The sequence below is a fragment of the Rhizobium sp. AQ_MP genome, assembly GCF_014237835.1.
Lineage (GTDB): Bacteria > Pseudomonadota > Alphaproteobacteria > Rhizobiales > Rhizobiaceae > Allorhizobium.
Genome location: NZ_JACJVI010000003.1, coordinates 431,093 through 456,785 on the forward strand (window position 1 = coordinate 431,093; position 25,693 = coordinate 456,785).

General features: G+C 62.6%; 26 protein-coding genes and 1 tRNA gene. 13 read left to right on the forward strand and 14 right to left on the reverse strand.

Annotation, left to right across the window (positions count from 1 at the left end; all coding sequences use genetic code 11):
- Window positions 1-57 precede the first annotated feature (57 nt).
- From H6M51_RS07775 to H6M51_RS07800, 6 genes are all read right to left on the reverse strand, one after another.
- Window positions 58-987: an electron transfer flavoprotein subunit alpha/FixB family protein gene (locus H6M51_RS07775; RefSeq protein ID WP_185809296.1), complete on the reverse strand. Its 930-nt coding sequence runs from the start codon at window positions 985-987 to the stop codon at window positions 58-60.
- A 139-nt stretch (window positions 988-1,126) separates the two neighbouring features.
- On the reverse strand, window positions 1,127-1,876 hold the full coding sequence (locus tag H6M51_RS07780; RefSeq protein WP_185809297.1) for an electron transfer flavoprotein subunit beta/FixA family protein: 750 nt from the start codon (window positions 1,874-1,876) through the stop codon (window positions 1,127-1,129).
- Between the two features lie 174 nt (window positions 1,877-2,050).
- Window positions 2,051-2,908 carry a rhomboid family intramembrane serine protease gene (locus H6M51_RS07785; protein WP_185809298.1) on the reverse strand — a complete coding sequence of 286 codons (858 nt, stop codon included), beginning with the start codon at window positions 2,906-2,908 and terminating at the stop codon, window positions 2,051-2,053.
- Between the two features lie 1,421 nt (window positions 2,909-4,329).
- Window positions 4,330-4,908: a cob(I)yrinic acid a,c-diamide adenosyltransferase gene (locus tag H6M51_RS07790; protein ID WP_185809299.1), complete on the reverse strand. Its 579-nt coding sequence runs from the start codon at window positions 4,906-4,908 to the stop codon at window positions 4,330-4,332.
- Window positions 4,909-4,911: 3 nt separating this feature from the next.
- Window positions 4,912-5,109 (reverse strand): twin transmembrane helix small protein, encoded by a 198-nt coding sequence (locus tag H6M51_RS07795; protein WP_062282550.1) that lies wholly within the window; start codon window positions 5,107-5,109, stop codon window positions 4,912-4,914.
- A gap of 30 nt (window positions 5,110-5,139) precedes the next feature.
- Window positions 5,140-5,964 carry an SDR family oxidoreductase gene (locus tag H6M51_RS07800; protein WP_185809300.1) on the reverse strand — a complete coding sequence of 275 codons (825 nt, stop codon included), beginning with the start codon at window positions 5,962-5,964 and terminating at the stop codon, window positions 5,140-5,142.
- A 93-nt stretch (window positions 5,965-6,057) separates the two neighbouring features.
- Here H6M51_RS07800 and H6M51_RS07805 point away from each other — a divergent pair, with 93 nt between their 5' ends.
- The gene (locus tag H6M51_RS07805) at window positions 6,058-6,951 is read left to right on the forward strand and encodes a YihY/virulence factor BrkB family protein (RefSeq protein WP_185809301.1); all 894 of its coding nucleotides are present in this window, start codon (window positions 6,058-6,060) and stop codon (window positions 6,949-6,951) included.
- On the opposite strand, the gene gluQRS is transcribed toward H6M51_RS07805, so the two are convergent.
- Window positions 6,922-7,818 (reverse strand): tRNA glutamyl-Q(34) synthetase GluQRS, encoded by an 897-nt coding sequence (gene gluQRS, locus H6M51_RS07810; RefSeq protein WP_185809302.1) that lies wholly within the window; start codon window positions 7,816-7,818, stop codon window positions 6,922-6,924. The two genes, H6M51_RS07805 and gluQRS, sit on opposite strands and share 30 nt — an antisense overlap.
- Window positions 7,819-7,856: 38 nt before the next feature.
- Here gluQRS and H6M51_RS07815 point away from each other — a divergent pair, with 38 nt between their 5' ends.
- A complete protein-coding gene (locus H6M51_RS07815; RefSeq protein ID WP_185809303.1) occupies window positions 7,857-8,507 on the forward strand; it encodes a DNA-3-methyladenine glycosylase in 651 nt (216 codons plus the stop codon).
- A 106-nt stretch (window positions 8,508-8,613) separates the two neighbouring features.
- Window positions 8,614-9,171: an HNH endonuclease gene (locus H6M51_RS07820; RefSeq protein WP_185809304.1), complete on the forward strand. Its 558-nt coding sequence runs from the start codon at window positions 8,614-8,616 to the stop codon at window positions 9,169-9,171.
- A 55-nt stretch (window positions 9,172-9,226) separates the two neighbouring features.
- Here H6M51_RS07820 and H6M51_RS07825 read toward each other — a convergent pair whose 3' ends face one another.
- Window positions 9,227-9,742, reverse strand: coding sequence for a disulfide bond formation protein B (locus tag H6M51_RS07825; RefSeq protein WP_185809305.1), 516 nt, complete (start codon window positions 9,740-9,742; stop codon window positions 9,227-9,229).
- A 10-nt stretch (window positions 9,743-9,752) separates the two neighbouring features.
- Window positions 9,753-10,334, reverse strand: a complete 582-nt coding sequence (locus H6M51_RS07830; RefSeq protein WP_185809306.1) for a YqaA family protein — start codon at window positions 10,332-10,334, stop codon at window positions 9,753-9,755.
- 177 nt (window positions 10,335-10,511) lie between these two features.
- Between H6M51_RS07830 and H6M51_RS07835 the strand changes: the two genes are divergently transcribed.
- The 3 genes from H6M51_RS07835 (at window position 10,512) to H6M51_RS07845 (ending at window position 12,937) form a co-directional block, all read left to right on the forward strand.
- A tRNA-Leu gene (locus H6M51_RS07835) sits at window positions 10,512-10,596 on the forward strand.
- 22 nt (window positions 10,597-10,618) lie between these two features.
- A complete protein-coding gene (locus H6M51_RS07840; RefSeq protein ID WP_185809307.1) occupies window positions 10,619-11,098 on the forward strand; it encodes a hypothetical protein in 480 nt (159 codons plus the stop codon).
- Window positions 11,099-11,302: 204 nt separating this feature from the next.
- A complete protein-coding gene (locus H6M51_RS07845) occupies window positions 11,303-12,937 on the forward strand; it encodes an AMP-binding protein (RefSeq protein ID WP_185809308.1) in 1,635 nt (544 codons plus the stop codon).
- A gap of 34 nt (window positions 12,938-12,971) precedes the next feature.
- Here H6M51_RS07845 and H6M51_RS07850 read toward each other — a convergent pair whose 3' ends face one another.
- The 4 genes from H6M51_RS07850 to secA form a co-directional block, all read right to left on the reverse strand.
- The gene (locus tag H6M51_RS07850; RefSeq protein WP_185809309.1) at window positions 12,972-14,243 is read right to left on the reverse strand and encodes a GNAT family N-acetyltransferase; all 1,272 of its coding nucleotides are present in this window, start codon (window positions 14,241-14,243) and stop codon (window positions 12,972-12,974) included.
- A complete protein-coding gene (locus H6M51_RS07855) occupies window positions 14,240-15,634 on the reverse strand; it encodes a lipopolysaccharide biosynthesis protein (RefSeq protein ID WP_185809310.1) in 1,395 nt (464 codons plus the stop codon). The genes H6M51_RS07850 and H6M51_RS07855 overlap by 4 nt, the downstream gene beginning before the upstream one ends.
- Window positions 15,635-15,694: 60 nt before the next feature.
- Complete coding sequence (locus H6M51_RS07860) at window positions 15,695-16,900, reverse strand: acyltransferase family protein (RefSeq protein WP_185809311.1); 1,206 nt, start codon at window positions 16,898-16,900, stop codon at window positions 15,695-15,697.
- 103 nt (window positions 16,901-17,003) lie between these two features.
- Window positions 17,004-19,700 carry a preprotein translocase subunit SecA gene (secA, locus tag H6M51_RS07865; RefSeq protein WP_185809312.1) on the reverse strand — a complete coding sequence of 899 codons (2,697 nt, stop codon included), beginning with the start codon at window positions 19,698-19,700 and terminating at the stop codon, window positions 17,004-17,006.
- A 245-nt stretch (window positions 19,701-19,945) separates the two neighbouring features.
- Between secA and H6M51_RS07870 the strand changes: the two genes are divergently transcribed.
- From H6M51_RS07870 to H6M51_RS07895, 6 genes are all read left to right on the forward strand, one after another.
- Window positions 19,946-20,797: a peptidylprolyl isomerase gene (locus tag H6M51_RS07870; RefSeq protein ID WP_185809313.1), complete on the forward strand. Its 852-nt coding sequence runs from the start codon at window positions 19,946-19,948 to the stop codon at window positions 20,795-20,797.
- Between the two features lie 65 nt (window positions 20,798-20,862).
- Window positions 20,863-22,104, forward strand: coding sequence for a bifunctional glutamate N-acetyltransferase/amino-acid acetyltransferase ArgJ (gene argJ / locus H6M51_RS07875; RefSeq protein WP_185809314.1), 1,242 nt, complete (start codon window positions 20,863-20,865; stop codon window positions 22,102-22,104).
- Window positions 22,105-22,111: 7 nt separating this feature from the next.
- A complete protein-coding gene (locus H6M51_RS07880; protein ID WP_185809315.1) occupies window positions 22,112-22,888 on the forward strand; it encodes an N-acetyltransferase in 777 nt (258 codons plus the stop codon).
- Entirely contained in the window at window positions 22,885-23,298 is a 414-nt protein-coding gene (gene mutT / locus H6M51_RS07885) for an 8-oxo-dGTP diphosphatase MutT (RefSeq protein WP_185809316.1), read from the forward strand. The genes H6M51_RS07880 and mutT overlap by 4 nt, the downstream gene beginning before the upstream one ends.
- Window positions 23,299-23,396: 98 nt before the next feature.
- Window positions 23,397-23,717: a hypothetical protein gene (locus tag H6M51_RS07890; RefSeq protein WP_185809317.1), complete on the forward strand. Its 321-nt coding sequence runs from the start codon at window positions 23,397-23,399 to the stop codon at window positions 23,715-23,717.
- Between the two features lie 57 nt (window positions 23,718-23,774).
- Window positions 23,775-23,948: a Flp family type IVb pilin gene (locus H6M51_RS07895; RefSeq protein ID WP_185809318.1), complete on the forward strand. Its 174-nt coding sequence runs from the start codon at window positions 23,775-23,777 to the stop codon at window positions 23,946-23,948.
- A 9-nt stretch (window positions 23,949-23,957) separates the two neighbouring features.
- Here H6M51_RS07895 and H6M51_RS07900 read toward each other — a convergent pair whose 3' ends face one another.
- Window positions 23,958-24,842, reverse strand: a complete 885-nt coding sequence (locus H6M51_RS07900) for a methyltransferase domain-containing protein (RefSeq protein WP_185809319.1) — start codon at window positions 24,840-24,842, stop codon at window positions 23,958-23,960.
- A 126-nt stretch (window positions 24,843-24,968) separates the two neighbouring features.
- On the opposite strand from H6M51_RS07900, the gene H6M51_RS07905 reads away from it, so the two are divergent.
- Window positions 24,969-25,688 carry a ComF family protein gene (locus tag H6M51_RS07905; protein ID WP_246780445.1) on the forward strand — a complete coding sequence of 240 codons (720 nt, stop codon included), beginning with the start codon at window positions 24,969-24,971 and terminating at the stop codon, window positions 25,686-25,688.
- Window positions 25,689-25,693 lie beyond the last annotated feature (5 nt).

Consider the following 25,693-nt stretch of genomic DNA (forward strand, 5'->3'; position numbering starts at 1 on the left):
GATTGATAGACCGCCAAGGGTCCTTTGACCAGTGCTTTCGCAGCTGCGAAATGCCGATCAGAGCGCCTTCTCGAGCTCCGGCAGGGCTTCGAAGATGTCGGCGACGAGGCCGTAGTCGGCGACCTGGAAGATCGGGGCTTCCTCATCCTTGTTGATCGCGACGATGACCTTACTGTCCTTCATGCCGGCGAGATGCTGGATCGCGCCCGAGATGCCGCAGGCGATATAGAGCTGCGGGGCGACGACCTTGCCGGTCTGGCCGACCTGCCAGTCGTTCGGCGCGTAGCCGGCATCGACGGCCGCGCGGGAGGCACCGACGGCGGCACCGAGCTTGTCGGCCACGGGCAGGATGACTTCCTGGAACTTTTCCGAGGAACCGAGTGCGCGGCCACCGGAAATGATGATCTTGGCCGAGGCCAGTTCCGGACGGTCGGACGAGGACAGCGCGTCAGAGACGTGGCTGGAAACGCCCGGGTTTGCAGCCGCTGCGATGGTCTCCACGGAGGCCGAACCACCTTCACCGGCAGCGGCGAAGGAGGCGGTGCGGACGGTGATCACCTTCTTGGCATCGGTCGACTGCACGGTCTGGATGGCGTTGCCGGCATAGATCGGACGCTTGAAGGTATCTGCCGAGACGACCTCGATGATTTCAGACACCTGCATCACGTCGAGCAGGGCAGCCACGCGCGGCATGACATTTTTGCCGACGGAGGTCGCAGACGCAATGATCGTGTCATAGGAGCCAGCGAGCGAAACGATGAGGGCCGCCAGCGGCTCGGCCAGATTGTTGGCGAGCGAAGCATCGTCGGCGAGCAGCACCTTGGAGACGCCCGAGAGCTTGGCAGCGGCATCGGCGGCAGCCTTGGCACCCGAGCCGGCGACCAGCACATGCACGTCGCCACCGATCTTGGTCGCGGCCGTCAGGGCCTTCGCGGTCTGTTCGGAGACGGTCGCGTTGTCGTGTTCTGCGAGAAGAAGAATAGCCATTTTCAATCCTCGAATTTGAGTTTCGTGGAAATCCGTCAGGCCCAGCCGAAAAGGGTGGGGTGCGAGAACCGGAGCGGAGCGTACGTGAGCACCGGAAGCGCAGCGACCCGCCCTTTGCAGGCGGGCCTCACGGATTTCATTACAATACGCCGGCTTCGTTCTTAAGCTTGTCGACCAGTTCGGCGACGCTCTTCACCTTGATGCCCGCCTTGCGGCCACCCGGCTCCTCGGTCTTCAGAACCTTCAGGCGCGGGGCGACGTCGACGCCGAAGTCGGCAGGCGACTTCTTGTCGAGCGGCTTCTTCTTGGCCTTCATGATGTTCGGCAGCGAGGCATAACGCGGCTCGTTCAGGCGCAGGTCGGTGGTGACGATCGCAGGGAGCTTCACGTCGATGGTCTGCAGGCCGCCGTCAACTTCGCGGGTCACGGTCGCCTTGTCGGCGCCGAGCTCGAGCTTGGAGGCAAACGTCGCCTGGCCCCAGCCGAGCAGAGCCGCCAGCATCTGGCCGGTCTGGTTCGAATCGTCGTCGATCGCCTGCTTGCCGACAATGACGAGGCCCGGAGCCTCAGCCTCGACCACGCCCTTCAGGAGCTTGGCGACGGCAAGCGGCTCGACGGTTTCCTCGGTCTCGATGAGGATGCCGCGGTCGGCGCCCATGGCGAGTGCGGTGCGCAGAGTTTCCTCGGCCTTGGCCGGGCCGATCGAAACGACAACCACTTCCTCGGCCTTGCCGGCTTCCTTCAGCCGCAGGGCTTCTTCGACGGAGATCTCGTCGAAGGGGTTCATGGACATCTTGACGTTGGCGAGCTCTACGCCGGAACCATCAGGCTTGACGCGGATCTTGACGTTGTAATCCACAACCCGCTTGACTGGGACGAGTATCTTCATGGGTTCCTCTCTTCAAATCTTCCGCCGGAAAATGCGCCCTGATGCGCTCCGCCGGTTGTCGATTGGCGACATCGATACGCATTTTTTCCCCAAACACAACGATCGATGCTGTTTGGTTGGCAGCAATAAGTTACGTTGACGTTCACGTCAATACGCTGGACCCGCGACCTGTTGTCATCGTCCCCAGTGGGTGACCTTGCGGATCGGCTGCTGCGCCGGGGCTTGCGTCGATAACTCCCTGTCATCGATCAGCTCCTTGTCCGAGTTTCCAGTCGGCCTTTGTCCCCAGGGACCGAGTGGTGCCACGTCGACCGAGACCGCCTCATGCTGCACGGCGCGCGGCGTCACAATCGCGCGATCGAAGAGGGGTACACCGGGACGTCGCAAAAAGAGCACCAGGATCGCACCGGCGATGATGCCGCCGACATGGGCACCCCAGGAGACATTGCTGTCACCGTCGATCACCAGCATGACGAATTGCTGGCCCACCCAGAAGAGAAGCGGAATGAAGGCGGGCAGCGGCAGGGGAAAGCGCATGAAGACCAGCACCCAGACGCGCACCTTCGGGTGCAGCATCAGATAGGCCGCCACCACGCCCGACACCGCTCCCGATGCCCCGATCAGCGGGGCCTCGCTCGTTGGCATCAGAAGGCCATGGGCGAGCGCTCCGGCTGCAGCACAGGCAAGGTAGAAGAACAGGAACTTCAAGTGGCCCATGGCATCCTCGACATTGTCGCCGAAGACCCAGAGGAAGAGCATGTTGGACCCCAGATGAAGCCAGCTTCCATGTAGGAAGGAATAGGTGATGTAGGTCGCGCCCTCCGGGACCAAGACCAGCGACGGATCGAGCGTCGCGCCCCCCAGCGGAATTGCGGGGATGAAGCCGAGCCCGTAGACGCTGAGTTCATAAGCCGCATCCGGCACGAGACTCGCCAGCGCATAGGACAAGACATTCGCGAGGATCAGCCCCAGCGTCACATATTGCTTGCGAATGTACTTCAGCGCGTTTCGGTCATGCAGGGGTATAAACATCGCGCCTCGTCGGGTTCGCCGGTGGTCGGGTGGGCGATGCTAGCGCAGGTTTTGGGATGGGGACAGGGGGAAGAGGCGAGCGGTTCCCCTCTCCCCCTTGTGGGAGAGGCTTCGGCCACCGCTCCGAAGTCTCCCCCACCAAGGAGGAGATGGGCGTCGCGCAAGACGCAACCGCCCCTCATTACCCGTCGCCTCCGCCCCTCATCCGCCTGCCGGCACCTTCTCCCCGCAAGCGGGGAGAAGGCCGAGACGGCCGATGCTTGCGCCCCCCTCTCCCCGCCCGCGGGGAGAGGGCAGGGTGAGGGGCAAAGCCGCGAATTCGGCGCCCTCTCCCGAAAAAAGGGGGGACGACTTTCAAAAATCCCCCAACAAAATCAACAAAAAATCTTTTTTCCGTCCCCGCCCATTTCCACCCCCTTAGAATCATCGCTGTCCCGCCCTCGGATACACCTGACGATGCGATGTCAGGCGAGGCGGGCCGGCGCCGGGGTGGAGGGTTGTCGCAGACCTAAAACCCCGGCCCGCTGCAACGGTCTCCCTCCGGACGAGGGGCTGGATACGAAGGTAACGGGGTCGGATGCGCCCAGAACCTGGATACCCTGATCGGAAGGACGTGCCTCAGAGGCACACAGACAAGGCGCCCGCGCTGTCGCGAACATCCAGACAGCGGGGCGAAACAAACGGCGGGGATGAGGACCGAGGTCGCAAATGACCAAGGCCCCATCCCCCGGGCGAGGGTCCCGGTCGGAATGGTGCACCATCCGGCGGGAACCTCCCGGGCCACCGGCCAGGCTCTGGCAGACATTCCCACGGGAGGACTCTGCCACAGCCGGACCCGCGCCCGGTCGACGTTGGGACTCACGTTTCAACGCCCGTCGCCGCCTTGCCAGAGAGACGCATGCAGCGGGAATAGACGCCGAACGGGGCGCCGGAAGGAGCCACATACATACTTAGACAGGTTGCTTCTGGCGCCTCGTCCGATCCCTCGGGTCAAGCCCGAGGACAAGTTTCCAGCCACCCGGAGGGAGATGATCCCGACCGGGGGCGAAGCTTGGGCTTTTTGACATCGACAGATCACCCTCACCCTGAGGCGCCCGACCGCGTCGGGCCTCGAAGGGCGAGGCCAGAGGTGGATCAAAGCGGAAGGATGCTTCGAGGCCCGCGCTTCACGCGGGCACCTCAGCATGAGGGAGCCGAAGTGCTCGCGGCGGCCTATCTCCCCCCTTGCGGGGGAGAAAGCGAAATCGAGAAATTGGCCCGATCAGGGCCAAACCTCAGATTTCGCAAGAGGGGGGCTCGGTAAGATGAGCACCAACGCAACGTTGCCCCTCTCCAGGAAAATCTGAAGTTTAGGCGGCTTGCGCTCGCCTAAGCCTTCGATTTTCCGTTCTCCCCCGCAAGGGGGGGAGAAATGCTACTGCCTACCTATTCTTCCCCGGCACCCACAGAATATCCGCCCGACCACCATCATTCGCGTGCCGCGCTGCGATGAACAGAAAATCCGACAGACGGTTCACGTATTTCAGCGCCGGTTCGCCGACTTCCTCGCCGTCGAAACGGGAGAGTTCGACCATGATGCGTTCGGCACGCCGCGCGGTGGTGCGGGCGAGGTGCAGATAGGCGGCGGCCGGTGTGCCGCCGGGCAGGATGAAGGATTTGAGCGGGTCGAGATCGGCGTTCAGCTGGTCGATCTCGTTTTCGATCCGGTCCACCTGCGCCTCGATCACGCGCAGCGGTTCGTAGGAGAGAACCTCGCCGGTTTCGGGTGCGGCCAGATCGGCGCCGAGGTCGAAGAGATCGTTCTGGATGCGCATCAGCATGGCGTCGAGCTCGGGCATCTCGGCCGTATGCAGCCGGGCAATGCCGATCGCCGAATTGGTTTCGTCGATCGTGCCATAGGCATCGACGCGCAGGTCATGCTTCAGGCGGCGCGGGCCGGTCACGAGTGCCGTGGTGCCGTCGTCGCCGGTGCGGGTGTAGATCTTGTTGAGCTTGACCATCGATCAGCGTCCCCCGCCGGTCAGCCAGAGTGTGAGCATGATCAGGGCGATCGCGATCGCCTGAAGCACGATACGGGCCTGCATCAACTTGTTCGAGGTGTTTCCGTCGCCGCCCTTCATCATGTTGAAGAGGCCTCGGATGAGGACAAGGGCGACAAGCCCCATGACGATGATGGCGAGGACATAGGTGAATGTGGACATAACGTGGGATGAGCCTTTGTTCGTCGCCGGTCAGTCCAGCGAGCGCATCAGTCGATAGAAGAGGTCGGTCGGCAGCCAGCGCTTGATGAGGGCCCCCTGCTTGGCCGGCTTGGTCACGAGATAATGTGGGCGGGCGCGCTTGGCGGTCAAGGCATGGATGAGGACTTTGTAGACCGCATCCGGACCGAGCTTGTGGCGGTTGATCGGGCCCGAGCCATCGAGGCGCGCCAGTTGGCGGCGATAGTCCTCGGCATGCACGGAGTTTTCCAGATCGATCGCCTGGCGGATATGGGTGAGCGCATTGGCGGTGAAGCGGCTTTCGATCGGCCCCGGCTCGATCAGGCTCACCTGCACGCCGGAGCCTTCGAGCTCCATCCTGAGCGTCAGCGACAGGCCTTCGAGCGCAAATTTCGAGGCCGTATAGGCGCCGCGCCAGCGATAGGGCACAATGCCGAGGATCGAGGAGCATTGCACGATGCGGCCCTCCCCTTGGGCCCGCATGGCCGGGATCACGCGGCGGGTCAGGTCGTGCCAGCCGAAGAGATTGGTCTCGAACTGGGCGCGGAGCGCCTCGGTCGGGAGGTCCTCGACGGCGCCGGGCTGGCCATAGGCGCCGTTGTTGAAGAGCGCATCGAGCCTGCCTCCGGTGCGTTCGAAGACGGTCGCCACAAGCGCCTCGATGCTGGCGGGATCGGTATAATCCATGACCAGGGTCTCGATGCCCTTGGCCTCAAGCGGCGCCAGATCCTCGGACTTGCGAACCGTTGCAAAGACCCGCCAGCCGTCGCGTTTGAGCGCCTCGGCGCAATGGGCGCCGATGCCGGAGGAACAACCGGTGACGATGATGCTCTTCACGGGGAAAACCTCGCTCTTCCTTTGCAAACCGCGATCGGTTTCCCATATTCGGCCGCAGCCTGCAATCGTACCGCGCGTTCTCAAGGAGACTGGATGCCGACTTTCCTGCGTATGCTCATCAAGGTCGGCTATGACGCGTTCTGGCATTTCACAGAGGACGACGGCTGGGCCATGGCAAGCCATGTGGCGCTATCGGCCATCCTTGCTCTCTTCCCGTTTCTCATCTTCGGCACGGCCCTCGCGAGTTTCCTCGGGGCGGACCAGTTTGCCGCGACGGCGGTGCATCTGATCTTCGACACCTGGCCGGAGACGATCGCCAAGCCCTTGTCGGACCAGGTCGTCCAGGTGCTGACCATCCCGCGCGGCGGATTGCTCACCATCTCGGTGCTGGCGGCTGCCTACTTCGCCTCCAATGGGGTGGAGGCGCTCAGGGTCTCGCTCAACCGCGCCTATAGGGTGCCCGAAACGCGGCCCTGGTACATTACCCGACTCCTGAGCCTTGGTTTCGTGCTGGCGGCGGTCGTCGTGCTTGCAGCGATCAGCGCGCTTCTGGTCGCCGTCCCCGTGGCTCTCGCCTATGCCGAAAAGCTTTTCCCCTTCCTCAAGAACTTTCTGGCCACCGTCGCCAACTGGCGCATTTACGGCACGGTGGCCTTTCTGATCGTGGCGCTGGTGGTCTTCCACCTCGGGCTCCCGGCCGGGCGTCGGCGGCTGATCGACGTGCTGCCCGGCGTGCTTCTGACGCTGGTGCTGTGGCTGATCGGCGCGTTGCTCTTTGGTTACTACCTCGCATCCTTCGCCAATTATGCCGCGACCTATGCCGGTCTCGCCTCGATCATGATCGTGCTGGTCTTCCTCTACATGGTCGGCGCGATCTTCATCATCGGCGCGGAATTCAATGCGGCGCTGATGAAGTTCCGGGTGGTGCCGGTGAAGGACATGCCAGCCGGCGGGATTTCAAACCGCGACCATGGCGCGAATATCTGAGGGCGTTTTTCCCTCGGCTCTCAGCACTGACAGCGCCGTGTCGCAAAGGCTTTTCGACAGCTTTCGGCCGTCGGGGCCAAGGATCAGCCGGTGGTGGTGGTAGACAGGTTCCGGCAGGCCGAGCAATTCCTGCAGCAGGCGGTGCACCGATGTGGCGTGGAACAGGTCGAGGCCACGCACGACATGGGTCACGCCCTGCGCCGCGTCGTCCACGGTGACGGCCAGGTGATAGCTTGAGGGCGCATCGGAGCGCCACAGCACGACATCGCCCCAGGCAGCCGGATCGGCTGCCATTTCGCCTGTCGGCCCGTCGCCGGTTTCCCGCCAGGTGAGAGGTTTTGCAACGAGGCTCAGCGCCTTGTCGATATCGAGCCGCCAGGCATGGCGCTCTGCCGTTGAAAGCTTCTCCGCCCGTTCACCCTCGCCAAGCGACCGCTCTTCCGTCGGATAAAGCGGCGCTCCATCCGGATCGCGGGGCCAAAGTCCGCCCTCCCGCTCGAAGGCGGAGACACGCGCCTTCACCTCGCCACGGGTGAGGAAGGCGGGGTAGACGAGGCCCATGGCCAACAATCGCTCGAGGGCTTCCCGGTAAAGCGCAAAATGTTCGGACTGGCGGCGGACCGGCTGTTCGAAGGGGATGCCGAGCCAGGTCAGATCGTCGAGCACGGCCCGTTCAAGTTCCGGCGTGCACCGGGTGAGATCGATGTCCTCGATTCGCAGCAGAAGACGGCCTCCCAGGCTTTCGGCCATCTCGGCATTCAACAGAGCCGAAAGCGCGTGACCGAGATGCAGCCGGCCGTTGGGGCTCGGTGCAAAACGAAAGACGGGGGCATCCCGTGTGGTGGTTTGACGATCGCGCTCGGTCATGCTTTTCCTTCGCATGAGAGTGGAATGAGGAAAAGGGCATGGGTTTGACGACGATCCGATGCGAGGCCGATCTCGCTGCGGGGCTTTCCCTTTTGCTCGACCGAGATCCCCGGCTCTGTCCCATCGCCGATGCCTGCGGTCAGTTGCCGCTCAGGCTGTCGGCGCCCGGTTTTGCCGGACTTGCCTCGATCATCGTCTCGCAGATGGTGTCGCGGGCCAGTGCCGAGGCCATCTGGCGGCGCATGACGGCGGTGCTGGGCAACCGGCCACTGGCGGAGGATTATCTGGCGCTTGGCCCGGAACTGATCGGCACATTCGGCCTGTCACGCGGCAAGGCCCAGGCGCTTGAAGAGGCTGCCAAGGCCGATCTCGGCGGGCCCTTCCGACTCGACGAACTCGCGGAGATGCCGACCGGCGCGGCAATTGCGGCGCTCACCGGCCTTAAGGGTATCGGGCCCTGGACCGCCGAGGTGTACCTGATGTTCTGCGGCGGGCATCCGGACATCTTCCCGGTCGGCGACGTGGCGCTCCGAATCTCCGTGGGCGATGTTTTCTTTGCCGGAGAACGACCCGCTCCCGAACTTGTGGCGGAGTTGGCTGAAGCCTGGGCGCCGGCCCGATCGGTCGCTGCCCGGCTTTTCTGGGCACATTATGCCCGCATCACAGGCCGCACGGCCTTGCCCCGCTGAGGGCGCGCCGAGACGTCGCAAGGCGGCTCAAAGATTCAGGCTTCACAATGCTGTAACAACGGACCTAATATAGAAGGGCAGATGCCGAATCGATCAGGAGTACCCCTTGACGATTGCAGTTTCTCCCCAGGCCCTGCCGGCGCTCGTCCTGAATGCCGACTACCGGCCACTGAGTTATTATCCCTTGTCGCTCTGGTCCTGGCAGGACGCGATCAAGGCAGTTTTCCTCGACCGTGTGAACATCATCGCCGAGTACGAACACTCCGTCTGCTCGCCGAGTTTTACGATGCGGCTGCCGAGTGTCGTCAGCCTCAAGACCTATGTTCAGCCGACCCGGAACCCGGCCTTCACCCGCTTCAATGTCTTCCTGCGCGACAAGTTCGAATGCCAGTATTGCGGTTCGCCCGAAGACCTGACCTTCGACCACGTCATTCCTCGCGCCCATGGCGGCGAGACGACCTGGGAAAATGTCGTGGCCGCCTGCTCGCCGTGCAACCTGCGCAAGGGATCGAAGCTCCCGAAGCAGGCGGGCATGCATCCGCACCAGGCTCCCTACCGGCCGACGGTGCAGGACCTGCACAACAACGGCAGGCTCTTCCCGCCGAACTACCTGCATGAAAGCTGGATGGACTATCTTTACTGGGATACCGAACTGCAGCCCTAAGGCAGCAGCCTTTACCCTCTTGGCGGGACCCTGCGCCCCGCCTTCCGCCTCTGCTTCAGATGCTTGGCTTGCGCAGCGAGCCCCAAAGTGCGAGCGCGGCAAGCGCAGCACTCGTCAGCACATTCCAGCCGGCAAAGGACAGGCCCAGCACGCGCAGTGTCGCTTCGGTGCAGGAGGGCGCCTTCGTGGCGTTCAAGGCTTCCAGCACGTTGACCGGCGTATCACCGCCGGTGGCACCGATGGTGCAGCTTGCCGGGCCTTCCCAGAAGCCCCATTCGACGCCGGAGTGGTAGATGCCGAGACCCATGCCGGTGATCATCAAGAGCGCGATCGCGAGCAGCAAGACCCTGGTAACGACGGGCGGCAGGCGGAAGACGGCGGACAGTGTGGCCAATAGGCCGACGCCAATGCCGATGTAATAGGGATTGCGCTGCATCAGGCAGAGCGCGCAGGGGATGTAACCGCCGATATGCTCGAAACCGAGCGCGGAACCGACGACAAGCGCCATGCCGAAGGTGAGCAGGGCCGCAAGTGCGCTATCGGACTTCAGGGGAGACAGAATTGTATTCATCTGCGCACTCTCAGAACACGAATTTGACGAGGTAGAAGCCGCCGATCAGCAGCACCATGAAGAGGGTGAAAAGAAGGCCGAGATACTTCTCGATGAAGAGGCGAACGGGTTCGCCATAAAGCTTCAGCAGGAAGGCAACCAGGAAGAAGCGGAACGCGCGGCCAATGATGCTGACAACCGTGAAGACAAGGAAGTTCAACCCGGTGGCCCCCGAGAAGATCGTCAGGACCTTGTAAGGGAAAGGTGTGATCGCCGCGAAGAGGACACCCCACCCGCCCCAGGTGTTGTACCAGCCCGCGACCTGTTCGAAGGCGTCCTCCTTGCCGTAGAAGGCAAGGATGGGGCGTCCGATGGCCTCGAACAGGAACATGCCGATGGCATAACCGAGGAATGCACCAAGGACGGATGCGAGCGTGCAGAGGAGCGCCAGCCTGAACCAGTGGTCCCGGCGCCTGATGACCATCGGAATGAGCAGGACATCCGGCGGGATCGGAAAGAAAGAGCTTTCGATGAACGAGACCCCGGCGAGTGCGCGGTCGGCGTGCCGCGTACCGGCAAGAGACATCGTCCAATCATACATACGACGCAGCATTGAGACTTCCGTTTCTAAGGTTCAGGGCGTTCTAGGGGCCCCTCGGCTGTGTGTAAATGGTGCGGAGGCTCCCTTGAACCTCCGCTGTGAACGATTGCGTGAAGTGATGCTCGAAAAAGGCGTTGACCGCTGCACCCCGGCTCGTATAGTCCGGCGCTGTCCATCCGACGCTCATGTGCCCCATTGGCGGAACTGGTAGACGCGCTCGACTCAAAATCGAGTTCCGAAAGGAGTGCTGGTTCGATTCCGGCATGGGGCACCACACTCTCAAAAAGGCAAAAGGCATGAGCAATAGCGGCAAGAAGATACGTATCGCGCAACCTGTGCAGCAGGTGGTGGTGGATGCCGACCTTTTGCCGAAGGCGCCGGCGCAGCCCGTTGCCGCCAAGGGCAAAGGCAAGCCAAAGCCCGCTGGCGCTCCCATGGCTGCTGTTGACGGCAAGCAGAAGATCAACATCGTGGCACCCGTTGCGCCTGAAGTTGCGGCCATGCGCCAGAAGCTCCGGCAGCAGTCGATCCGGTCGCAGGTCGAGCGTATCGATGCGGCAATCGAGGCCGGGACGGTTTCCTCTGCCGATGCCAAGACGCTGGTCCTGACGCTTGCGATCAAGCGGCTTGGGACGAAGGATGTGGCGGAGAAGTGGTATCGCAGCCAGAAGCTCGACGCCTTCGCAGGACGCACCCCGGCGCAGATGGTGCGCGCAGGGGAACTGAAGGCACTGGTTGCCTTGATGCGCGCCGAGGGCGCCCCAGCCAAGGGCTGACCTTTGAGGCGATCCGGCAGCGTCGCGTTGCTGGAGGAGTTCACGTGGCGGCTGGTGATGTCTTTGGCTGCCTCCCGGTTTATCTGCTGTACCGATGTCGATCCCTCGCCCGTTTGCTGCTCGTTTACGGTCATGGAAGCCGGTTATTGTGCGCCTGCGAGATGAGTGTTAGCACAGACAGCATGACAATCCGGACACTCAGTCATGCTGCTTGAGCCGCGCGAGACCTTCGAGGCGCTGCGCCGCGACTTCACCTGGACCATACCTGCCGATTTCAACATCGGGCGCGTTGTGGCCGACGACTGGGCGGCGAAGGCGCCCGGGCGCGTGTGCCTGGAGCATTTCTCACCCGACAGCCGGCATCTTTCGATGACCTATGGCGAACTTTCGGCGCAGGCCTCCGCCTTCGCCCATGGGCTGACAGATCTCGGTGTCGTCGCGGGCGATCGGGTGGCGCTTTTGCTGCCGCAATGTTTCGAGACGGTCATTGCCCATGTGGCCATCTACAAGATGGGTGCGATTGCGTTGCCGCTCGCGCTGCTCTTCGGGGAAGAGGCACTGGAATACCGGCTGCGGGATGCCGGGACCAAAGTGATCGTTACCAATGCCTTCGGGCTGCAGCGGCTGAAGGCGATCAAGGTACGCCTGCCGGCGCTGGAGACTGTGATCTCGATCGATGGTTCCGGACCGGATGTCACCAGTTTCGCTGGCCTGATCGAGGGGCGGCCATCGGTCTTCGAGATTGCCGAGAGCGGGCCGGATACGCCGGCGCTGATGATCTACACGTCGGGCACGACGGGGCCGCCCAAGGGCGCGCTGCATGGTCACAGGGTGCTTGCGGGACATATTCCGGGTTTCCAGCTGGCGCATGACTATCTGCCGCAGCCACAGGACAAGGTCTGGACGCCCTCTGACTGGGCCTGGGCGGGCGGGCTGTTGAATGCGCTCCTGCCGGCGCTGATGCTCGGCGTTCCGGTCGTGTCGTCGCCGGCGCAGAAATTCGATCCGCATATGGCCTTCCGGATCATGGCCGAGATGAAGGTGCGCAATGCCTTCATTCCGCCAACGGCACTTCGGCTCCTGAAAGCCGTCGAGAACCCGCGCCAGACCTATGATCTCGTGCTGCGCAGCATCGGATCGGCGGGGGAATCGCTCGGACGCGAAACCTATGAATGGGTGAAGTCGGCGCTCGGCATCGTGCCGAACGAGTTCTATGGCCAGACGGAATGCAATTTCGTGCTGTCGTCTGCGGCGCATCTCGGGGTGAGCAAGGGTGGCTTCATCGGCAAGGCTGTGCCGGGTCACGAGGTCGCGATCATCGATGCCGAGGGTCACATCGTGCCGTCCGGCGAGACGGGGCAGGTGGCAATCCGCAGGCCGGACCCGGTGATGTTCCTCGGCTACTGGAATAACGAGAAGGCCACGGCAGACAAATTCGTCGGTGACTGGATGAAGTCGGGCGATCTCGGACGGCAGGACGAAGAGGGCTATGTGCAGTTCTTCGGCCGCGACGATGACGTTATCACCTCGTCTGGCTACCGGATCGGTCCGGCCGAGATCGAGGATTGCCTGATCGGCCATCCGGCGGTGCGGCTTGCGGCCGTCATCGGCAAGCCGGATCCGCTCAGGACCGAAATCGTCAAGGCCTTTGTCGTTTTGCAGGATGGATTTGCGGGCAATCCGGCGCTGGCGGCCGAGATCCGTGACTGGGTGAAGAACCGGCTGTCGATGCACGAATACCCGCGCGAGGTGGAATTCGTCACGGAGCTGCCGCTGACGACGAGCGGCAAGGTGATCCGCCGGCTGTTGCGGGATCAGGAAATCGCCAGGGCGAGCTGAGACGTCTCGGCAGACTGCCGCGCCCGATTTCAAGTCACATGCCGAAGCGGCGGCTCAGAACCTTGTCGCGCAGGATGCGGGCGATGTTGCGGGTGTTGCGATACATGTGCAGCTGTGCGCCGACCTGGCGGACGTCGCGGTCGGCATTGGGCTTCAAACCCACGACCAGCGTGCCCATGGCCTCGCGTTCCCTCCAGAAACGGCTCATGATCGGGTGATCCGGAGCGGCGCAGCTGTCGGTTCGCTCGATGTTGGCGTCATCGAGATGCCACTCGGTGAGATCGGCCATCAACAGCTTGCCCGGCGAGAAGCGGGCATAGGTCTCGTCATAGGCGGTCTTCCAGGTATAGGCCTCGCCGGCCATGATGAAGACGACCATCGAGGCGATGGCGCGGCCGTCGAGATCCAGCGTGTGGATACGCACGGCGTCGGCCTCCGCGAGATTGGTGATCGCCTCTCGGGCGAAGGCGGCGCGCAGGCGGTCGTTGACCATGGCGGAGCGCTTGCGGCCCTTCCAGCCGCTGGCCTCCAGCGCCAGGAATTCCTCCATGCGGCTCCGGATCTCTTCCGGCTGGCGGGCAACGTTATAGGTGACCTGGCCGATTTCCGAGAGCAGCCGGAATTGGCGGCGCATCTCGCGCAGATGGCCCTTGCTCAGCGTCGATTGCAGATAGGAAGGGCCATCCTCATAGCTCTGCAGCATGGGACGCTGATATTCGTTGGTCACCGTCAGCGGCAGGTCGCGGGCGAGCGCCACGGCACGGGCGAGCTGGGCGAAGCGGCCTTCGAGCCGCAGGTCCGGTATGACGAGCAGGCTTGGCAGCCGCGCATCGGGGCGAGCGAGTGCCTCAAGCAGGTTGTCGATCGTTTCGGCGGCTTCTTCTGCATCGACCAGGGGCGTGCCCAGGGGGCCGAAGGGATTGGCCCAGACCCTGATAATCGATGGTCCGATGGAGAAGCCCGGCTTTTCGATCGAATAGGGAAAAAGCAGGCGAAGGCGCGAGCGCCGCTCGTCTTCGTCGCGGATGACGGCGAAACGGACCTGGCGTTCTTCGAGCCGGGGCATTGCCGGGGCGAGGAAGCGTGGGGCGAAGAAAACATTCGCCTCCATGACCCGGTAGGTCAGATATTCAAGCTCGTCCTGCAGCTCGTAGCCCATCTGGCTCGGATAGACGCTCAGTCTTCGCCCGGGACGGCCGACCGCAATTTCCGTCTCTGCCAAGAGCTTCGTGCGCGAACCTGCAAGACTGCCGACCAGCCGGTTGGCGTCGCTGTTCATGCTCTCGTTGTAGATGCGTTCGGTCATAGGCGGACGGCCTCCGTGCGGGGCGTCAGGGCATGGGGATCAGCGAAGGCGAAGACAACGATGCCAAGCGCACGGCGAACGGCGATGTGCAGGAGCAGTGCCTCGACTGCCATGGCGGTCGCGGTCGCGGTTGCAGCGCCTGCAAGACCCCAGGCCGGGATCAGGATGATGTTCAGTGCGATATTAAAGGCGAGCGCCACAGCATAGACGGCGACGCAAAGCTGCTGGCGGCCTGCCATGGTCAGAAGCATTTCTGCAGGTCCGACCAGGGCCTTCGCCATATTGCCGGCAAAGAGAATGACCATCAGCAGATAGCCGGCTGTGAAGGCCGGGCCGAAGAGGCCGAGCAGCAATTCGCCCAGCATCAGAACGATGGCACCGACGGCGAGCGACGGCCAGAAGCTCCAGCGGGCGGCAGTTCCGGCAAAGGCTGCGAGACCGTGGCGGTCACCTTCGGCCATCAGGCCGGAAAAGCGGGGTGTCGCGCCGGCCTTCACCGCGAAGAAGACGAACTGCACCAGCGCCATGGTCTTGGCGGCGGCGAAATAGACGCCGACCTGATCCGGCCGGAGATAAAGGCCGACGACGATGACGTCGGAATTGGTGAGCAGGAAGCCGAAGCCTTCGATGAAGAAGATCGGAAGGGCAACCTTTATCCAGGCGGTGAAGTCGATCTTGCGGGCGCCCCTGTCGTAACGGCGCTGCAGACGGCGATCGACGAGCAGGAACTGGCCGAGCGTGGTCAAATAGGTCGCGGCGAGGGCTGCCTGCATGGCGGTCACGGCGGTTGCCGGGCGGCCGCTGGCGGTGGCCAGCAGCATGAAGACCAGGATCAGGGTCGGGCGGATGATATAGGTCGGGCTGAGGCCGAGAATTGCCCAGCGATTGGCCCGGGCGGTTCCATCGAGCACGTCGCCGAGCGCGATCATCGGCAGGGCGAACACCGCCAGAAACAGCGGCACGAGATAGTATTGCTCGATGCTGTCGCCGAGGACATGCAGGAACAAGATGCCCGTCAGCGCGAGAATGCTGGCGCTGGTCATGGCAAAGAGGCGAGCCGTCGACGTGAGGCCGCGGATCTCGGCCTGGGCATGATCGAGATCGTATTGCGGCAGGAAGCGGATGACGGCGGTGTGGAAGCCGAGGCAGGAGAAATTGCCGGCGAGCACCACGAGTACCCACACGAAAACGAAGATGCCGTATTCGAACTCGCCCATCAGGCGGGCCTGGATGATCTGGGAAACGAAGGCGATGCCGGCGCTGACGATGCGGATGGCAAAGGCGATCGCGGCCATGCGCTGGGCACGGGCCGTGTCATCTTCCGCGCGGAGCGCACGCAGCAGACGCGGGCCCGCGGGTAACCATTTCTCCGCTGCTTCCAGAACAGTCATCGGTACGGACGCAATACTTTCGCTGGGTCGGATGTCGTTATCAGTGATGACAGATCAGGGTTAACGAAGTGTGGTGGCCGGGCTCTGCGGCTGGCCGATATCCCGGGGTTTTCTGTGCATGGACACGCCGTTGAAAAGGAAGAGTGCCAGCGGCGAGCGGCGGATCAGGCGGTGGATCCCGTAGGAGAGCAAGAAGGTGGCGAGGCAGACGAGAAGGAATTCGAGTATCGGGGGCCAGTCGACCAGAAAGAACGGGGCCGACAGTCCGATGATCAGCGGATGGTGCAACAGATAGATGCTGAACGAGGCGTCGACGATACGCTCGACACGCGGATCCGGACGGTTCCAGAAGCGCTCGGCGATGCCGATCAGCACCAGGCTGAGAACAAGGGCTGCTGCGGCGTCCACGGCATTGTGGGCGATGGCGAGAGCCGCCGTTTCCCGGCCGCGCAGCAGCGATGCCAGCACGGCGGCTGCGAGGCCAAACGCAGGTAACGCCCAGCCTCTTTGCCAGACAAGGGTGCCGCGGATGCCCGGAGCGGACCTCAAGGCTACGCCGACGAAGAAGAAGGGCAGGTAGCGCAGATAGGGATCGACGCCATGGCCGATGAGATAGGGGAGGAAGCCTTCGCTCCCCAGCAGACCCTTGTGGGAGAGGTAGACGACTACTTCCCAGGCGCTGATCAGCAGAACGAGGAGCAGAAGTGCCAGGCGCGCATTCGCAAGGCAGAATGCATGCGCGCGCGTCAGGAACGCAGCAAAGTGGAGCGTCCGCGCCTGCCGCAACAGGAGCACGAGCAGGAGGCTGTAGGCGAGCAGGGCCGGCAGAAACCAGAGGTGGGCGATCCAGCTGAAGTTGGGGTGGGTGACGTCCTGGCCCGCATGATGCAAGGCTGTCGTCATCGCAACCGCACTGGAGAAGCCTGCATTGAGGTCGATCAGGGCGACCTGGACCGGAGCGACGAGCACAAGGGCAGTCAGGAAGGGGATGCCAAGGCGTGTGAAGCGTCCCCTGAGCCAGTCGCCCGGCGTTCGCCGTTCGAGCATCAGGGCGGCGAAATAGCCGGCGACGATGAAGAAAGCCGGCATGCGGAAGGTTACCAGTAGCCCGCTCAGAAACGTCAAAGCCTCGCTCTGGTCCGGTGATCGGATGTCCCAGAGAACCCTTGCATTGTAGACCATGGCGGCGTGATAGGGGATGCCGAGGATCATCAGGAACGCGCGCAGCGAATCCCAGTGATGTTCCCGTGCCGGCCCAGCTGACATGATGCCCTCCAAAGGAAAGGGGGAACCGGGCCGGTTGGCTCGGTTCCCCCTCATGGGTCGGAGGCTAGTCGCGAAAGGTTGAAAAAGCTTCAAGCGCTCACGATTACGCTTCCAGTGCGCCGTGGCAGTGCTTGTACTTCTTGCCGGAGCCGCAGGGGCAGGGCTCGTTGCGACCGACAGCTCCCCAGGACTTCGGATCCTGAGGATCGCGATCGCTGGCCTGCATGACCGAGCCTTCGCCGACATCGTCTTCGCCGGTGGTGGCGTCGATATGGTGGGCCTGCATCGGTGGCGGCGTCGGAGCCGGCGGGGCTTCGCGCACGAGTTCGACGCGCGACATCTGGGTGGTCACTGCATCGCGCAGGTTTGCCAGCAGCGCCTGGAAGAGTTCGAAGGCTTCGGCCTTGTATTCCTGCAGCGGGTCGCGCTGGGCGTAGCCGCGGAAGCCGACGACCGAACGCAGGTGGTCGAGGTTGACGATGTGCTCGCGCCACAGGTTGTCGATCGTCTGCAGGACGACGGAGCGCTCCACATAGGCCATCAGCTCGGGGCCAAAACGCTCTGCCTTGTCGGCATAGGCCTTGTCGGCCGCTTCCATGATCCGGTTGTAGATGTCGTCCTCGGCGATGCCCTCTTCGGCTGCCCAGGCTTCGACCGGCAGGTTGAGGTTGAGGGTCGTGGCGACCTTCTGCTTGAGACCCGCGACATCCCATTGCTCGACGTAAGCCGTTTCCGGGATATGGATGCCGACCATCGTCTCGATGACTTCGTGGCGCATGTCGGTGACGGTCGATGACACGTCCTTAGCATCCATTAGCTCGATGCGCTGTTCGAAGATCACCTTGCGCTGGTCGTTGATGACGTCGTCATACTTCAAAAGGTTCTTGCGGATGTCAAAATTGCGGGCTTCGACCTTCTTCTGGGCGCGCTCGAGAGCCTTGTTGATCCAGGGATGGACAATGGCCTCGCCTTCCTTGAGACCCAGCTTCTGCAGCATGCTGTCCATGCGGTCGGAGCCGAAGATGCGCATCAGATCGTCCTGAAGCGACAGGTAGAATTTCGAGCGGCCAGGGTCGCCCTGACGGCCGGAACGTCCGCGCAGCTGGTTGTCGATGCGGCGGCTTTCGTGGCGTTCGGTGGCGATGACGTAGAGGCCGCCGGCTTCCAGCGCCTTCTGCTTGAGGGCCGCGACTTCGGCCTTGATGGCTTCGGCCTTGGCATCGCGCTCCGGACCAGGCTCCATCTCGGCCAGTTCGTGCTCGAGCCGCATTTCGAGGTTGCCGCCGAGCTGGATGTCGGTACCGCGACCGGCCATGTTGGTGGCGATCGTGACGGCGCCGGGGACGCCTGCCTGGGAGACGATATAGGCTTCCTGCTCGTGGTAGCGGGCATTCAGAACCTTGAAATCCTTGAAGCCGGACTGGCTCAGCAGATTGGCGAGCAGTTCGGACTTTTCGATCGAGGTCGTGCCCACGAGAACCGGCTGGCTACGCTCGCTGGCCGCCTTGATTTCCTCGATGATCGCCTTGAATTTTTCCTCGACCGTCCGGTAGACCTCGTCGTCCTCATCGATACGCTTGATCGGCAGATTGGTGGGGACTTCGAGCACGTCGAGGCCATAGATGTTGGCGAATTCTTCCGCTTCGGTCGCCGCCGTACCGGTCATGCCGGCAAGCTTCTTGTACATGCGGAAATAGTTCTGGAAGGTGATCGAGGCGAGCGTCTGGTTCTCGGGCTGGATCTGTACCTTTTCCTTGGCTTCGAGCGCCTGGTGCTGGCCTTCCGAATAACGGCGGCCCGGCATCATGCGGCCGGTGAACTCGTCGATGATGACGATCTCGCCGTTGCGGACGATGTAGTCCTTGTCGCGCGTGAAGAGCTTGTGGGCTTTGAGCGCGTTGTTGATGTGGTGAACGATCGCGACGTTCTCGACGTCGTAGAGACTTTCGCCCTTCAGGAGGCCGGCCTCACGCAGCAGGTTCTCGAGCTTTTCGGTGCCGACTTCCGAGAAGTTGGCCGAGCGCTGCTTCTCGTCGATTTCGTAGTCTTCCGGCGTCAGCAGCGGGATGAAGGCGTCAATCGTGTTGTAGAGATCGGAGCGATCGTCCAGCGGGCCGGAGATGATCAGCGGCGTGCGGGCTTCGTCGACCAGGATCGAGTCCACTTCGTCGACGATCGCGAAGTTATGGCCGCGCTGGACCATCTGGCCGCGCTCATACTTCATGTTGTCGCGCAGGTAGTCGAAGCCAAGTTCGTTGTTCGTCGCGTAGGTGATGTCGCAGGCATAGGCGGCGCGGCGTTCGTCGTCGGACAGGCCGTGGACGATGACGCCGGTGGTCAGACCGAGGAAACCGTACATCTTCGACATGGTCGCAGCGTCGCGGCGGGCGAGATAGTCGTTGACGGTGACGACATGCACGCCCTTGCCGGCGAGCGCGTTCAGATAAACGGCGAGCGTCGCGACCAGCGTCTTGCCTTCACCGGTCTTCATCTCGGCAATGGCATTGTCGTTGAGGATCATCCCGCCGATCAACTGTACGTCAAAAGGACGCATGCCGAGCGCACGGCGCGCACCTTCCCGTGCCACGGCAAAGGCCGGAACGAGGATGTCATCGAGCGTCTTGCCGGCGGCGAGCTGTGCCTTGAACTCATCCGTCTTGGCGGCGAGCTCGGCATCCGAGAGCGCCTTCATCTTCTCTTCGAGCGCGCCGATGGCCGCTACGCGCGGCTGATAGGAGCGCACACGGCGATCATTCGACGAGCCGAAGATTTTGCGCGCAAGTCCACCAAGACTGACCATATCGATGGTCCTTTCTGACCTTCGTCATATCGTTGACGTACCCTTCGGACCACCATTAGAGCAGTCGAATAGGCACAATGCGTCCTGAAACTACTCTGGACGCGAGGTTGCGTGACAGATAAGAGGGGGGTCGAATGATGTCAACGGCGCAGGCTGGTGCCAAATCCCCTCGGTCGCCGGGCATCTGACAATTTTTTGCCCGATTCGAACGGTCTTCAAACGGTTCACCATCCGAAAGGTCTTTCATGCTTCGCCTCAATAAAATCGTGCTTGCTGCCTGTGTCTCCCTCTCGGCCCTGACCGGCGCAGCTTTTGCTCAGGATGCCACAGTGGTCGCCAAGGTTGGTAACCTTGAGATCACTCAGTCCGAACTGGATCTCGCGATCGCCAATCTCGACCCGCAGCTGGCGCAGCTGCCGGACGAGCAGAAGAAGGTTGCTGCCCTGTCAGGCGCGATCGATGTGAAGCTGCTGGCCGCCAACGCGACGGCTGCCGGCCTGCAGGACGATCCGGAATACAAGCGTCGCATGGCCTTCATCGCCGAGCGCGAGCTGCACAACACCTTCTTCAAGAAGAATGTCGTCGACGCCGTGACCCCCGAAGAGGTCAAGGCGCGCTACGACAAGGAAATCGCAGCGCTTCCGAAGCAGGAAGAAGTGCGTGCCCGTCACATCCTGGTAAAGACCGAGGAAGAGGCCAAGCAGATCATCGCCGATCTCGATGCGGGCAAGGACTTCATCGAAATCGCCAAGGAAAAGTCGACCGACCCGAACAAGACGGAAGGCGGCGATCTCGGCTACTTCACCAAGGGCCGCATGGTTCCGGAGTTCGAAGAAGCAGCCTTCGCGCTCGAAAAGGGCGCCTACACAAAGACCCCGGTCAAGACCCAGTTCGGTTTCCACGTCATTCGTCTCGAAGACAAGCGTGATGCCCCGCCGCCGGCATTCGAGGCCGTCGAGCAGCAGGTTCGCCAGCTCGTGATGCGCGACAAGTATCTCGCGATCATCGAGAAGGCCAAGACCGAGCAGAAGATCGAGATCGTCGACGAAGCCCTGCGCAAGGGTTACGAAGAAGCGAACAAGCCAGAGCAGCAGTAAGTACTGCCACATCGTTGTTTCAGCAGAGGCCCGCAGTTTGCGGGCCTTCCATTACGGGCCGCGCCATGTCTTCCAGCATTTCTCCCCTCGCTCCGAAATCCTATGCCGAGATGCCCGCGATTCGCGGTGTGCGGATGGCGACCGCTGCTGCCGGCATCAAGTACAAGAACCGTACGGACGTGCTGCTGATGGCATTCGACCAGCCCGCGGCCGTTGCCGGCGTGTTCACCAAGTCCAAGTGCCCGTCGGCTCCGGTCGATTTCTGCAGGCAGAACCTGCCGCATGGCGTGGCGCGCGGCGTGGTGGTGAATTCGGGCAACGCCAACGCGTTTACTGGCGTCAAGGGCAAGGCTGCCACGGCGTTGACGGCGAAGTCTGCCGCGGCGGCTCTTGGCTGCGATGAGAACGAAATCTACCTGGCCTCCACCGGCGTCATCGGCGAGCCGCTGGATGCGACCAAGTTTTCTGGCGTCCTGGAGCAGATGGCGAAGGACGCAACCGGTGACTTCTGGTTCGAGGCCGCCAAGGCGATCATGACCACGGATACCTATCCGAAGGTCGCGACCCGCAGCGCCGTGATCGACGGTGTGACCGTTGTCATCAATGGAATTGCAAAGGGCGCCGGCATGATCGCGCCCGACATGGCAACGATGCTCTCCTTCGTGGTCACCGATGCGGATATCGCACCGGCTGCGCTTCAGGGGCTTCTCTCCAAAGGCGTCGAGCCAAGCTTCAATTCGATCACTGTCGACAGCGATACCTCGACTTCCGATACGCTGATGCTGTTTGCGACCGGTGCGGCCTCCGCCAATGGCCAGGCAAAGGTCGAGCGGGCGGACGATGCCCGCCTTGCCGATTTTCGCGTGGCGCTCAACGATCTGCTCAAGGATCTGGCGCTGCAGGTGGTTCGCGACGGGGAAGGTGCGCGCAAGATGGTGGAGATCACCGTCAAGGGTGCGGAAAGCGACCTCGCCGCCAAGAAGATTGCGCTCTCGATCGCCAATTCGCCGCTGGTAAAGACTGCGGTTGCAGGCGAGGATGCCAATTGGGGCCGCATCGTCATGGCGGTCGGCAAGTCCGGCGAAATGGCCGACCGCGACCGGCTGGCGATCTGGTTCGGCGATGTGCGCGTCGCTGTCAACGGCGAACGCGATCCAGCTTATTCGGAAGAGGCGACGACCGCGGTGATGGAGCGGGAAGACATCCCGGTGACCGTCGATATCGGCCTCGGTTCCGGGACCGCGACGGTCTGGACCTGCGACCTGACGAAAGAATATGTCGCCATCAACGGCGACTATCGGAGCTGATGCCCGAATGCATGCCATGGTGAGTGATCCCAACCTGCCGCTCGTCCGGCGCCTCGAAGCGGTCGGTTTTCGGGCCTGGCCGGCGAGCAGCATCGTCTATGACGGAAGCTGGCAGGTTCGTCTGACCCCCGGACATCCGGGCAAGCGGCTGAACTGCGTCGTTCCGCTGGATCCGTCCGACAGCCGCAACATCGCCGTGCGTCTTGACAGGGCCGGCGAGCGTTTTGCGGCACAAGGCAGGCCGCTTCTGGTCAGGCAGACGCCGCTCTCGCCAAAACCTCTTGTCGAGTTTCTGGGTGCCGATGGCTGGGAGCGTTTCGACGAGGTCGTCACGATGACGGTCGATCTCCAGAGGATGAGCTTTCCCGATACGCTCGACCATCTTCCGACCCAGGACGTCGGCCGATACGTCGAAGCGGATATGACGGTACACGGCAGCGACCCGGCACTGAAAGCCGGGCTTGCAGATGTGGTGACCAGCATCAAGCCGCCTTCGGGTCTTTTTGTCATCGAGGATGCGGCAAAGGGCGCCCTTGCGACGGCCCTTTGCGTCCAGGACAATGATCTGGCCGGCGTCATGTCGCTGGCGGTGCGCGCCGATCACCGCCGCCAGGGACTGGGCATCGAGATCCTGAGTTCGGCGCTGCGTTGGGCACGCGTGCGTGGCGCCCGCACTGCATGGCTGCAGGTGGTTGCCGACAACGCTGAAGCCATGGCGCTTTATAGCAAGATGGGTTTCGAAGAAGCCTATCGTTACGCCTATTGGCGAAAGGTGGCCCGATGAGCGACGTGAAAAAGCCGATCCTCCTGGTCGCGGCCTGTGCGCTGGTCGATGCGGACAACCGCATTCTGCTGGCGCAGCGGCCGGAAGGAAAATCGCTTGCCGGACTTTGGGAATTTCCCGGCGGCAAGGTGGAAAGCGGCGAGACGCCCGAGGAAACCCTCGTCCGCGAGCTCGAGGAAGAACTGGGGATCAAGACCAAGGTCGCCTGTCTCGCACCGCTCACCTTTGCCAGCCACACTTACGAGACATTCCACCTGCTCATGCCGCTCTATGTCTGCCGTCGCTACGAGGGCATTCCGCAGGGTCGAGAAGGCCAGGCGATCAAATGGGTCCAGGCCAGGGCTCTGCGCGATTATCCGATGCCGCCGGCGGATGAACCTCTCATCCCCATCCTGCAGGATCTTCTGTGACGCGGCACCGGTTCTCGCCGTGTCGTTAATCAAAAGTTTATACCCCTGACAGCAATATACGCTCTGTTCATGCGTCGGACACGTGTGTGGAGCGTAACATGGTAAACGAGGATTTCTGGAAAGCCGCGCGGTCCAGAGAGCGGTCTTCGATCAAGACGGGCAGGACCGGGGTTCTGAACATCGCATTGCTGTTCGGCACGGCTGCGATCGCGCTTTCGCTCGTGCTCACGCCCATGCTCGCCTCCAAGACCGACCGCAAGACTCTGGCCTTCCAGCCGGACGAATTCGACATGATCACCACCGGTTCGATCCCGAAGGACGACAGCGGCAAGCGGTATACGATCCGCCGCAGCGTGCTTCAGGAAACCCCGGGTTCCGTCTGCATCATCGACGGCTATGGCTCCGGCCAGGCCTGTTAACATCAATCAGCCGGGGCGGGGGGCAACCATCTCGGATCCATACTTTCAGGAGCGAGAATGCGTGTTTTGCGCCAGCTGATGTCCGACCTTCGTGGAGCGACCGCCATTGAATACGGCCTGATCGCGGCCCTTATCAGTGTCGCCTTGATTTCCGGCTATGGCGCGATCACCGGTTCGTTGCTCAATACGTTCAACACCGTCGAAACCCACATTACCAAATCCAACAGCTGACAAACGACGTCACGGCTGGTCGGCCCGACGCGATGGATCGAGCGCATCGGCCAGGCGCATCTTGGCCGAGCCGGGCTTCATCGGCTTTTGCTGGCTTTCGTGCGGCGCCCATCCCGAGACGAAGATGATCGAGAAGCTTGCCCGGATGCGCCCATCGACATCTGCGAAGCGTTCGGCATAGAGTTCAGCAGCCCTCAGGAAGAACTTGCGCGATACAGGCTTGCGGCTTCGGCCCAGCAGAGGATTTGCCATGCCCATGGCTTTCAGATCCCGCATCAGCGCAAAGATGTGATCGTAGCGGACCGTGAAGCTCTCTTCATCGATGACGGGCAGCGCGAAACCTGCCCGCTGCAGCAGCGAGCCTATGTCTCTGATATCGGCGAAGGGGATGACACGGGGGCTTGCGCCTCCGTAGATTTCCGTCTCGGCGGCCAGCAGGACTTCCCGCAGCTCTGCCAGCGTGCCCGCCCCCGGAATGGCGGCGAGCAGCAGGCCATCGGGTTTCAGCGCACGGCGCATCTGGATCAACATCCCTGGGGTATCGTTGGTGAGATGCAGCGACAGCGGCGAGAGGATGAGGTTCACCGATTGCGGTTCGAGCGGCACGCTCTCGTAACTCGAAACCGAAACCGGGCTCTCTGCCTCGCCGAAGCCGGCATGGGTTTCGACGCGGCGCAGTGCGCCGATCTTGCCGGTCGCCATGGCTGCCTTCGCGGCGAGGCCCGTGGCGCCAAAGAGTTCGACAGCGTCATCGAAGTGACGTTGGACAATCGAAAGCCTGTCCGCCAGCTCGCGGGCTGTCAATTCCAGAAGGAAATCGCTGCCGGGGCCATTGCGCGTCAATGCGCGGGCACGGTTGCGGGCGATCAGGGCTTCGTCGAAAAGCTCGTTCATGGCAGGAATCCTGGATTGCGGCCTCGTTCCGGCATTGGCCGAAGGCCCAAGCGGGCGTAAAGTCGGTGCATGTGGGCTCATTTAGTGCAGAAATGCGCATTCGTCAGCCGGCATCATGCCGGATCGATGCTGCGCGGTCTGTTTCAACTGGTCTATCCACCGGCCTGTGCCCATTGCCACACTCGCGTCGCCCGTCATCGCGCGCTGTGTCCGGCCTGCTGGACCGATTTGCGGCTGATCGAAAAACCGTATTGTCCGATCCTCGGACTGCCCTTCGCCCATCACCCCGGAGAGGATATGGTCTCGCCGCAGGCCATTGCGCATCCGCCGGTCTTCGACCGGTTGCGCTCGGTCGCCTTGCACGAGGGGGTGGCGCGGCATCTGGTGCATGATCTGAAGTATCGGGACCGGGTGGATCTGGCACCGATGATGGCTGGCTGGATGGTTCGGGCGGCCTCGACGGAAATCGCGCAGGCGGACGCGATCCTTGCTGTCCCCCTGCACCGGATGCGGATGTTCCGGCGGATGTTCAACCAGTCGGCGGAGCTTGCGCGGCATGTGGCCGAGCAGGCCGGGAAACCGTTCCTGGCCCATGCCCTTGTCCGGCGCAAGCGGACGCAGCAGCAGGTCGGGCTCACGGCCAACCAGCGGTCACTGAATGTGCGCGGCGCCTTCCAGGTGCCGGAGGGGGCGGCGCCTCTCGTCTTCGGCAAACGGCTCGTGCTGGTCGATGACGTCTATACCACGGGGGCGACGGTCAGTGCCGCCACTTCTGCCCTGAAGAAGGCTGGGGCTGCCGATGTCACTGTTTTGACCTTTGCAAGGGCGCTCGCCGGGCCTATATGAAGGGA

Coding starts and splice junctions, on each gene's coding strand:
- H6M51_RS07775 (WP_185809296.1), bottom strand. CDS start 987: ATGGCTATTCTTCTTCTCGCAGAACACGACAACGCGACCGTCTCCGAA.
- H6M51_RS07780 (WP_185809297.1), bottom strand. CDS start 1,876: ATGAAGATACTCGTCCCAGTCAAGCGGGTTGTGGATTACAACGTCAAG.
- H6M51_RS07785 (WP_185809298.1), bottom strand. CDS start 2,908: ATGTTTATACCCCTGCATGACCGAAACGCGCTGAAGTACATTCGCAAG.
- H6M51_RS07790 (WP_185809299.1), bottom strand. CDS start 4,908: ATGGTCAAGCTCAACAAGATCTACACCCGCACCGGCGACGACGGCACC.
- H6M51_RS07795 (WP_062282550.1), bottom strand. CDS start 5,109: ATGTCCACATTCACCTATGTCCTCGCCATCATCGTCATGGGGCTTGTC.
- H6M51_RS07805 (WP_185809301.1), top strand. CDS start 6,058: ATGCCGACTTTCCTGCGTATGCTCATCAAGGTCGGCTATGACGCGTTC.
- gluQRS (WP_185809302.1), bottom strand. CDS start 7,818: ATGACCGAGCGCGATCGTCAAACCACCACACGGGATGCCCCCGTCTTT.
- H6M51_RS07815 (WP_185809303.1), top strand. CDS start 7,857: ATGGGTTTGACGACGATCCGATGCGAGGCCGATCTCGCTGCGGGGCTT.
- H6M51_RS07825 (WP_185809305.1), bottom strand. CDS start 9,742: ATGAATACAATTCTGTCTCCCCTGAAGTCCGATAGCGCACTTGCGGCC.
- H6M51_RS07830 (WP_185809306.1), bottom strand. CDS start 10,334: ATGCTGCGTCGTATGTATGATTGGACGATGTCTCTTGCCGGTACGCGG.
- H6M51_RS07840 (WP_185809307.1), top strand. CDS start 10,619: ATGAGCAATAGCGGCAAGAAGATACGTATCGCGCAACCTGTGCAGCAG.
- H6M51_RS07845 (WP_185809308.1), top strand. CDS start 11,303: ATGCTGCTTGAGCCGCGCGAGACCTTCGAGGCGCTGCGCCGCGACTTC.
- H6M51_RS07850 (WP_185809309.1), bottom strand. CDS start 14,243: ATGACCGAACGCATCTACAACGAGAGCATGAACAGCGACGCCAACCGG.
- H6M51_RS07855 (WP_185809310.1), bottom strand. CDS start 15,634: ATGACTGTTCTGGAAGCAGCGGAGAAATGGTTACCCGCGGGCCCGCGT.
- H6M51_RS07860 (WP_185809311.1), bottom strand. CDS start 16,900: ATGTCAGCTGGGCCGGCACGGGAACATCACTGGGATTCGCTGCGCGCG.
- secA (WP_185809312.1), bottom strand. CDS start 19,700: ATGGTCAGTCTTGGTGGACTTGCGCGCAAAATCTTCGGCTCGTCGAAT.
- H6M51_RS07870 (WP_185809313.1), top strand. CDS start 19,946: ATGCTTCGCCTCAATAAAATCGTGCTTGCTGCCTGTGTCTCCCTCTCG.
- argJ (WP_185809314.1), top strand. CDS start 20,863: ATGTCTTCCAGCATTTCTCCCCTCGCTCCGAAATCCTATGCCGAGATG.
- H6M51_RS07880 (WP_185809315.1), top strand. CDS start 22,112: ATGCATGCCATGGTGAGTGATCCCAACCTGCCGCTCGTCCGGCGCCTC.
- mutT (WP_185809316.1), top strand. CDS start 22,885: ATGAGCGACGTGAAAAAGCCGATCCTCCTGGTCGCGGCCTGTGCGCTG.
- H6M51_RS07890 (WP_185809317.1), top strand. CDS start 23,397: ATGGTAAACGAGGATTTCTGGAAAGCCGCGCGGTCCAGAGAGCGGTCT.
- H6M51_RS07895 (WP_185809318.1), top strand. CDS start 23,775: ATGCGTGTTTTGCGCCAGCTGATGTCCGACCTTCGTGGAGCGACCGCC.
- H6M51_RS07900 (WP_185809319.1), bottom strand. CDS start 24,842: ATGAACGAGCTTTTCGACGAAGCCCTGATCGCCCGCAACCGTGCCCGC.
- H6M51_RS07905 (WP_246780445.1), top strand. CDS start 24,969: ATGCTGCGCGGTCTGTTTCAACTGGTCTATCCACCGGCCTGTGCCCAT.